Source organism: Pseudomonadota bacterium, from assembly GCA_016927275.1.
Lineage (GTDB): Bacteria > UBA10199 > UBA10199 > 2-02-FULL-44-16 > JAAZCA01 > JAFGMW01.
In genome coordinates this window covers 1-7,521 of the sequence record JAFGMW010000101.1, presented here as the reverse complement: position 1 = coordinate 7,521, position 7,521 = coordinate 1, and the positions used below count along the sequence as shown (strand labels likewise).

Below are 7,521 nucleotides of genomic sequence, written 5' to 3'. Positions count from 1 at the left end.
TCCAATTATCGAATAATCGAACGCGATGTTTTTGTTTGGTTATTGGAATTTCGGTTATTGGAATTTATTTGGAGTCTGGTGCTTGGGCTTTGGAATTTTATTTGTGGGGGGCCCCGATCCGACGCCACCCGAAGCCCCTAAAGAATGCCTCTCAGTGGGACCGCTGCGCGTTGTGGAAAAACAAAAAAGCCCCGCGGGTGGGGAGCCTGTTGTGCACCTAAATGCCCCGAACCGGCACCCGGAGATTTGGTTTTGACTTCGCCCACTTATACGATATTAATGGTGCCTCAAAAGGGGCGCTCGGGGAGATGAAAAAGCCGGAAACAGAGATACCAAGTCCGATAGGGCCCATGACCGAGGGGGAGATGCCCGAGGCGCCGGTGTCGCTGGCGACCATGGAGCACCGAAACACCGGCCTCGGCCGGACCTCAAGGCCCGCCTTCGTCGAGGCGTTCCCAGCCTGCCAGGGCGCATGCCCGGTCGGAAGCGACATAGAGGCGTGGATCAGGCTGCTCGAATTGGGAAGGCCCGCCGAGGCCTACGAGGCGGCGACGCTCGAGAACCCGTTCCCGTCGATCACCGGAAGGATCTGCACCCAACCGTGCACAGAGGCCTGCAACCGCAGGCACCTGGGCGGGGCCGTGAACATAAGGTCCATCGAGCGGGCGGTCGGCGACTCGCTGCAGGGGAGACTGCCTTTGGCTGAGCCCTTCCTCAAGAAGTCGGGAAGGAGGGTGGCGGTGGTGGGCGCAGGGCCGTCCGGGCTCTCGTGCGCCTACTTCCTCTCGAGGCTCGGTCACGATGTCGTGATATTCGAGTCCTCCGAGCGCGCGGGCGGCGCCCTCCGCTACGGCGTGCCCCCGTTCAGGCTCCCCAAGGAAGTGCTCGACCGTGAGGTCGCCAGGCTCGCGGCGATGGGCATAGAGATAAAGACCTCGAGCCCCGTGCCCGACGCCACCCACATGCAGTCGCTGAGGCAGGAGTTCAACGCGGTCTACATATCCATAGGCGCTCAGCGCGAGAAGGGTCTTGGCCTCGGCGAGGAGCACATCCGCGGCGTGGTGCAGGGGCCGGCGTTTCTCAGGGAGGCCTCGCTCGGCCGGCCGCCGACGCCGGGCAGGAGGGTCGTGGTGGTCGGGGGCTGCAACACGGCGATAGACTCGGCGCGGGTGGCGGCCAGGGGCGGCGCGGAGGTGACGGTGATATTCCCCGGCCCGCGCGAAGCCATGAGCGCCTTCCCCTCCCTCGTCGAAGCGGCGATGGAGGAAGGGGTGAGGGTCGAGACAATGACCGAGCCCGTGAAGATCCTCACCGCAGGCGGCCGTGCGAGCGCAGTGGCGTGCCGGAGGCTGGCCATGGCAGAGGCCGACGAGGAGGGCCGAAGGCGGACGATCCACGTGGAGGGCTCGGAGCAGGAGTTCGATGCGGATACGGTCATCGCGGCGCCCGGGGAGAGGATCGAGACCTCGGTGATCCCCTCATCGCTCCATGTGGAGGGAGGCGCCATAAGGGTCGACGAGACCGGCCGCACCGAGTGGCACAACGTCTTCGCAGGCGGCGACTTCACCGCAGGCGCGCACACCCTCGTTCACTCGATAGCGGCCGGCAAGCGGGCCGCGGTCTCGATCGACTGCCTGCTCCGCGGCGAGGGGGCGCAGCAGGTGATCGAGGGGCTGTGCATCGGCGGGGAGGGCCCCCTGCTCTTCTCCCGATACGTCGAGATGCGCACCGGGTCCCATCCGTCGAGAAAGACGATCGAGGCGGCGCAGCGCAGGGACAGGGTGGTGGAATTTGGCGACCTCAACTGCGCCTACTTCGGGGAGTCGGCCCCCAGCCCGGCCCCGCGCAGGGGGGCTTCGGAGAGGCTCTCTCAGGAGCCCTTCTCCGAGATAGAGGGGCCGCTCGCCGGCGAGGCCCTCGCCTCGGAGCTCTCCCGCTGCTTCCACTGCGGCCGCTGCACGGAGTGCGGCAACTGCTACATATACTGCCCGGACCTCTCGATATCCAGGACAGACGACGGCTACGATCTCGATCTCTATCACTGCAAGGGGTGCGGCGTGTGCAGCGCCGAGTGCCCGCGCTCCGCCATCGAGATGGAGCGCGAGGAGGCTGGCGAACAAAATGGGTGACGCGATTCACACGGACGCGGACGGCGCTATAGCCCTCGCCGCGAAGACAGCGGCGGCGCAGGTGATCGCCTGCGCCCGTGGCCCCGGGCAGCAAAGGCTCGCCGCGACGGTCGCCTCCCTGTTCTCGGGGAGCGGCGGGGTCCGCCTCATCGAGGCGGAGTCGGGCCGCTCCGCGATGGCAGCGGCCGCGGCGGCGGCGAGCGCCGGCGCCAGGGTCATGGCGGCCGCGTCGGGATCCGAGCTGGCGGGCGCCCAGGACCTGCTCTTCTGGACCGCTGCCGCGCGGCTCCCGGTGCTGCTCGCGACCGCATCGGCCGCGCTGGGGATCGGGGAGGGGCCCGACTCCACGGGGGCGGCGGCGCAGAGGGACGCGGGCTGGATCACGATCCTCTGCGGGACATGCCAGGAGATCGTCGACTCGACGATCGTGGCCTGCCGAGTGGCGGAGGAGGCGAAGCTGCCCGCCATGCTCTGCTACGATCCGGGATCGGACCGGCCCGGGGAGATATCGGCGCCCGGCGAGAGGGAGGTGAAGAGGTTCATCGGCCAGAGGCGCGCGGAGTTCGCGATCTGCTCCGACGAGCCTCGCTCGTTCTACATGAGGCTCGACCCCGACTATCACGCCGAGTTCCAGCTCAAGCTCGCGAAGGCGCGCGAGGCCTCCGCCAGGGCCTACTCCGAAGCGGCGCGCGATTTCTCGAAGGCGTTCGGCCGCAATATGGGCGCGACGGAGGAGCACGGCCCGAGGGAGGCCGACACGATCGTCGTGGCCGCCGGCACCGTCGCAGGGGTCGCGGGGCAGGCGATAGAAGAGATCGGCGCCCGGGGCGGCGGCGCAAGGCTCGTGAAGATCCGGTTGATCAGGCCGTTCCCGACAGCCGAGATAAGGCGCATCGTCGCCGAGGCGTGCGGGGGCAAGGGGGTCTCCGGGCTTCTGGTCGTGGACCAGGCCCCCGGCGGCGACGGCGGCGGCCCGCTGGCGGTGGAGGTAAAGTCGGCCCTGGAAGGGGTAGCCGGTGCGCCGCCGGTCACGGCGGCCTACGCCGGGCTCGGCGGCCGCGCGGTGCTCCCGCAGGAGATCGCACTCGCATGCTCGCGCGCGAGGGAGGCCGACCGGGGATCGGGACCGATCTGGATAGGGGCGAGGGAATAGATGACCGCGGATCCGAAGACAACGGCACAGGGCAACTCCCGCCAGGGCTACGACCTGAGGGAGCTCATGACGCCGGGGCACGAGGCCTGCCCAGGGTGCGGCGCCGCCATGGCGCTGCGCCTGGCGCTCAAGGCGCTGGGGCCCGACTGCGCTCTGGTCGTCCCGCGATCGTGCGTCGCCTCGTCGCTCGGCCCGTTTCCCTTCTCCGCGGTCAGGCTCCCCCTGCTCCACGTCCCCGCCGGCACCGCGGCCGCCTCCGCCTCGGGGCTCAGGGCCGCGCTCGACCTCTCCGGCAGGGAAGCGGTGAAGGTGGTCGCGTGGGGCGACAGGGACGACGCGTTCGGGCCGGGGCTGGCCCACCTGATGACGGCGGCCGGCAGAAACGAGCGGATCATCTACGTCTGCTGCGACACCAAGAGGCCCGGCGAAGGAAACGCGCGGCCCCCTGTCGACGCGATCTCGGCCCTCAGGGGCGGCGCCATACCGTATTTCGCGACGACCACCCCGGCGCTCCCGCTCGACCTGGACTCCAAATTCAAGACCGCGGCATCGGCGGACGGGTTCTGCTTCCTGCACCTGCTCGCCGCCTGCCCCCCCGAGTGGGGCATCGATCCGTCGGGGTCGGTCCGGGCAATGCGCGAGGCCGCTCTGTCGGGCCGGTTCCCCCTCTCGGAGGCGCCCGGCACGACCTCGCCCCATGATGGAGGAAGATGACATGACAAGATACCCCAGGGAATTTCTGCTGGCGATACCCAAGAGCGATCTGCACCTGCACCTCGACGGCAGCATGAGGCTCTCCACGCTGATCGAGCTTGCGAGGCAGCAGAAGATCTCGCTGCCCGCCGACACCGAAGAGGGGCTCAAAAAGGCGGTCTTCAAGGAGCGATACCGCGACCTGGTCGAGTACCTCCGGGGATTCCAGTACACGACCGCGGTCATGCAGACCCCCGAGGCGCTGGAGCGCGTGGCATACGAGCTGTGCCTGGACAGCTTCTCCGAGGGGGTGCGCTACATCGAGGTCCGCTTCGCACCGCAGCTGCACTCGAACGCCTCCATGACCGTGGACGACGTCCTCGTGAGCGTGGACAGGGGGCTGCGCCGCGCGGAGGCAAAGATCAACGCCGGGCCCGATATAAAATCGGGGGACGAGCCGAAGTTTCACTACGGAATAATAGGCTGCGCCATGCGCATGTTCGACGAGCAGTCGGCGACCTACTACCGCAGGCTCAGGGAGATACACCCCTACATGCCCGAGGACGACATGCAGGCGCTGGCCTCGATCGAGCTGGTGAGGTCGCTCGTGCACGCGAGGAACGAGCTCGGCGTGCCGATCGCCGGCTTCGACCTCGCGGGGGCGGAGCACGGCTACCCGGCGGAGAAGCACAGGCAGGCCTACGACCTGGCGCACAAGCACTTCATCAAGAAGACGGTGCATGCGGGCGAGGCCTACGGGCCCGCATCGATCTTCCAGGCGATCACCGACTGCCACGCGGACCGAATAGGCCACGGCACGCATCTGTTCGACACCTCGCTGGTGGACCTCCCCACGAAGGAGGAGCGCGAGACCTACGTCAAGGAGCTGTGGGAGTACATAGCGGACCGCAGGATCACCATAGAGGTCTGCCTCACCTCCAACCTGCAGACCATGCCGCACATAAAGGGGATCGGGGGCCACCCGCTCAAGGAGATGCTGGCCAGGCGGATGTCGGTAACCTTCTGCACCGACAACCGCCTCATCTCGAACACCACCGTCACCAAGGAGATCGAGCTGGCGGTCACGAACTTCGAGATTGCGCCCAAGGCGCTCAAGGACCTGATCGTCTACGGATTCAAGCGGAGCTTCTACCCGGCGGACTACAGGGCGAAGCGCTCCTACGTGCGCAGCGTCATCGACTACTACGAAAAGCTCGAAAAGGCCTTACTCTGAGCCCTGACCTTTCCCCTTTGAGCTCCTTTTGATCTCCTCCTTGACGAGCGCCTGCAGGTACCTGCGGTCGTGCCAATGCCTGAGCTTTCTGCCGTTGAGGTATAGCGCCGGGGTGCCCTCCACGTAGATCCTCTGTGCGGCCTTTATCTGGCTCTTCACGAATTCGTCGACCTCGGGCGATCCGACGCACTCAAGAAACTTCTCCATGTCGTATCCGCGCCCCTTCGCCGCAGCGATGATCTTCCCCTCGGTCAGCTGAGCCTGCTCCCGGAAGAGGTCGTCGTGGTATCCCCAGAAGTCCCCCAGCCTGTCGGCGCACACGGCCGCCCTCGCGGCGAAGCAGGCGTGCCGATGCATCGGCCTGTCGAGCTCGTCGTTGCAGCTCGAGTCGAGCGGATAGTGGACGAAGTAGTATCTGATGTCCTTCCTGAACTCCTGCAGCGCGGGCTTGACGTTGAAGGCCGAGAGCCTGCAGAAGGGGCACTCGAACTCGCTGAACTCGACTATCGTCACCTTCGCGCCGGGATCCCCCCACACCGACCAGCGCGTGTCGATCTCGATGTCGGAAAGCGACTGCATGTAGAAGGCCCTCACCTTGTCCTCGAGGCTCGCCGCGCCCCCCGCGGACCTGTCCTTCGCCTGTATCTGGGATATCGCGGCCCAGCCGATCAGAAAGAAGATGCCGGCAGCGGCCGCCTGTTTGAAGATCGCCGGCTTGAAGCCCAGGTTGGAGCGCCTGCCGAAGACGGCCAGCGCATAGTCCCTCACGAACCTCGGGGCCCCTCCGAGCGGGACGCCCATGGCCACGAAGAGGAACACGAACAGGAGCATGTTGGCCAGATACATGGCCGTGCACTCTATGCAGAGGACCGCCAGGACCACGAACGCTATGTAGGCGAGGAAGATGCTGTACAGGATCCCGCCGCAGGCCATGAACCATGCCGCGGCGACGCTCGCCCTGCGCTCCTTCTTCGAGAGCGCGGCGTAGAGCGCGAACGCCGCTATGGCCGCGTAGAAGCAGACGCCCCACCATGCGATCGGAACCCCGAGGAATTCCGCGTAGGAGCTTGCGTTGACCGTGTCGCAGTTGATCGTCTCGCTGATCGCGCAGTAGCTCCCCCTCTCCAGCCCCTCGCGCGAGATGCGCATGTGCTGCGAGGTCGATATGCCGGCGACCGCGGCCCCGAACGCGCACGCGGCCAGCGCCACCCACAATGCCCATCTTCTCATCCGATCCCCCCGGCCCAGCAGAGCCAGACTCACCTGCCGAAACCCTGCGAGAGCTTCTCGAAACTTACCCCCTTGAGGTAGTCCATGGCGTCGCACTGCATCTTGCGCCAGACGTGCGTGACAGGGCACCTCTGCTTCTCCTCGCACCCGCTCTTCGACCTGAGGCAGAGGTTGAACGCCACCTCGTCCTCGATCGCGATGATCACGTCGTACATGGATATGCGGGATGCGGGCCTGGCAAGCCTGTAGCCGCCCTTGGGGCCCGGAAGCGACTCGACGAGCCGCGAGCGGACGAGCTTGGGCAGGATCAGCGCGAGGAAGTTGACCGGTATCCTGAACTCTTTGGCTATCTTCCTCTTGGAGAGTATCTCCCGGTCGTGGGCGGACAGCACCACCATGGCCCTCACGCCGTAGTCAAGCTCCCTCGATACCTGCATTCCCCCTCCCGTGACCGCCGCGCATCACCAGTCGATGAAGCTGCGCAGCCTCTTGGCCCTGCTCGGGTGCCTGAGCTTGCGCAGCGCCTTGGCCTCTATCTGCCTGATCCTCTCGCGGGTGACCGAGAAATCGCGGCCGACCTCCTCGAGCGTGTGGTCCGATTTCTCGCCGATGCCGAAGCGCATCCTGAGGACCTTCTCCTCCCTCGGCGTGAGGCTGGCCAGAACCTGCCTCGTCTGGTCGGAGAGGCTCAGATTCACCACCGAGTCGGTGGGCGACACGACCGACTTGTCCTCGATGAAGTCGCCGAGATGGCTGTCCTCCTCCTCGCCGATCGGCGTCTCGAGCGATATCGGCTCCTTGGCGATCTTGAGGACCTTGCGCACCTTCTCTATCGGCAGCTCCATCTTGAGTGCTATCTCCTCGGGCAGCGGCTCGCGGCCGAGCTCCTGGACGAGATAGCGGGATGTGCGGACGAGCTTGTTTATGGTCTCGATCATGTGCACCGGTATGCGGATGGTGCGCGCCTGGTCCGCTATGGCGCGCGTGATAGCCTGCCTGATCCACCACGTCGCGTAGGTCGAGAACTTGTAGCCGCGGCGGTACTCGAACTTGTCGACCGCCTTCATGAGGCCGATGTTGCC

7 protein-coding genes are annotated in these 7,521 nt (G+C 66.3%); 4 read left to right on the top strand and 3 right to left on the bottom strand.

Annotated elements, in window-relative coordinates; translation table 11 throughout:
* Positions 1–308: 308 nt before the first annotated feature.
* From JXA24_07205 to JXA24_07190, 4 genes are read left to right on the top strand one after another with little or no spacing between them, the layout of a single operon-like run.
* Positions 309–2,129 (top strand): FAD-dependent oxidoreductase, encoded by a 1,821-nt coding sequence (locus tag JXA24_07205; protein ID MBN1283539.1) that lies wholly within the window; start codon positions 309–311, stop codon positions 2,127–2,129.
* Positions 2,122–3,282 carry a hypothetical protein gene (locus JXA24_07200; GenBank protein MBN1283538.1) on the top strand — a complete coding sequence of 387 codons (1,161 nt, stop codon included), beginning with the start codon at positions 2,122–2,124 and terminating at the stop codon, positions 3,280–3,282. The genes JXA24_07205 and JXA24_07200 overlap by 8 nt, the downstream gene beginning before the upstream one ends.
* A complete protein-coding gene (locus JXA24_07195) occupies positions 3,283–3,996 on the top strand; it encodes a hypothetical protein (protein MBN1283537.1) in 714 nt (237 codons plus the stop codon).
* Between the two features lies 1 nt (position 3,997).
* Positions 3,998–5,209: an adenosine deaminase family protein gene (locus tag JXA24_07190; protein MBN1283536.1), complete on the top strand. Its 1,212-nt coding sequence runs from the start codon at positions 3,998–4,000 to the stop codon at positions 5,207–5,209.
* On the opposite strand, the gene JXA24_07185 is transcribed toward JXA24_07190, so the two are convergent.
* The 3 genes from JXA24_07185 to JXA24_07175 form a co-directional block, all read right to left on the bottom strand.
* Positions 5,201–6,439: a thioredoxin domain-containing protein gene (locus JXA24_07185; GenBank protein ID MBN1283535.1), complete on the bottom strand. Its 1,239-nt coding sequence runs from the start codon at positions 6,437–6,439 to the stop codon at positions 5,201–5,203. The two genes, JXA24_07190 and JXA24_07185, sit on opposite strands and share 9 nt — an antisense overlap.
* Before the next feature lie 29 nt (positions 6,440–6,468).
* Positions 6,469–6,876 (bottom strand): Rrf2 family transcriptional regulator, encoded by a 408-nt coding sequence (locus JXA24_07180; GenBank protein ID MBN1283534.1) that lies wholly within the window; start codon positions 6,874–6,876, stop codon positions 6,469–6,471.
* A gap of 24 nt (positions 6,877–6,900) precedes the next feature.
* A partial coding sequence (locus JXA24_07175; GenBank protein ID MBN1283533.1) for a sigma-70 family RNA polymerase sigma factor occupies positions 6,901–7,521 on the bottom strand: 621 nt, incomplete at its 5' end.

Excerpts from the sequence above, each read along its gene's own strand:
- JXA24_07205 (MBN1283539.1), top strand. The coding sequence starts at position 309 with ATGAAAAAGCCGGAAACAGAGATACCAAGTCCGATAGGGCCCATGACC.
- JXA24_07200 (MBN1283538.1), top strand. The coding sequence starts at position 2,122 with ATGGGTGACGCGATTCACACGGACGCGGACGGCGCTATAGCCCTCGCC.
- JXA24_07195 (MBN1283537.1), top strand. The coding sequence starts at position 3,283 with ATGACCGCGGATCCGAAGACAACGGCACAGGGCAACTCCCGCCAGGGC.
- JXA24_07190 (MBN1283536.1), top strand. The coding sequence starts at position 3,998 with ATGACAAGATACCCCAGGGAATTTCTGCTGGCGATACCCAAGAGCGAT.
- JXA24_07185 (MBN1283535.1), bottom strand. The coding sequence starts at position 6,439 with ATGAGAAGATGGGCATTGTGGGTGGCGCTGGCCGCGTGCGCGTTCGGG.
- JXA24_07180 (MBN1283534.1), bottom strand. The coding sequence starts at position 6,876 with ATGCAGGTATCGAGGGAGCTTGACTACGGCGTGAGGGCCATGGTGGTG.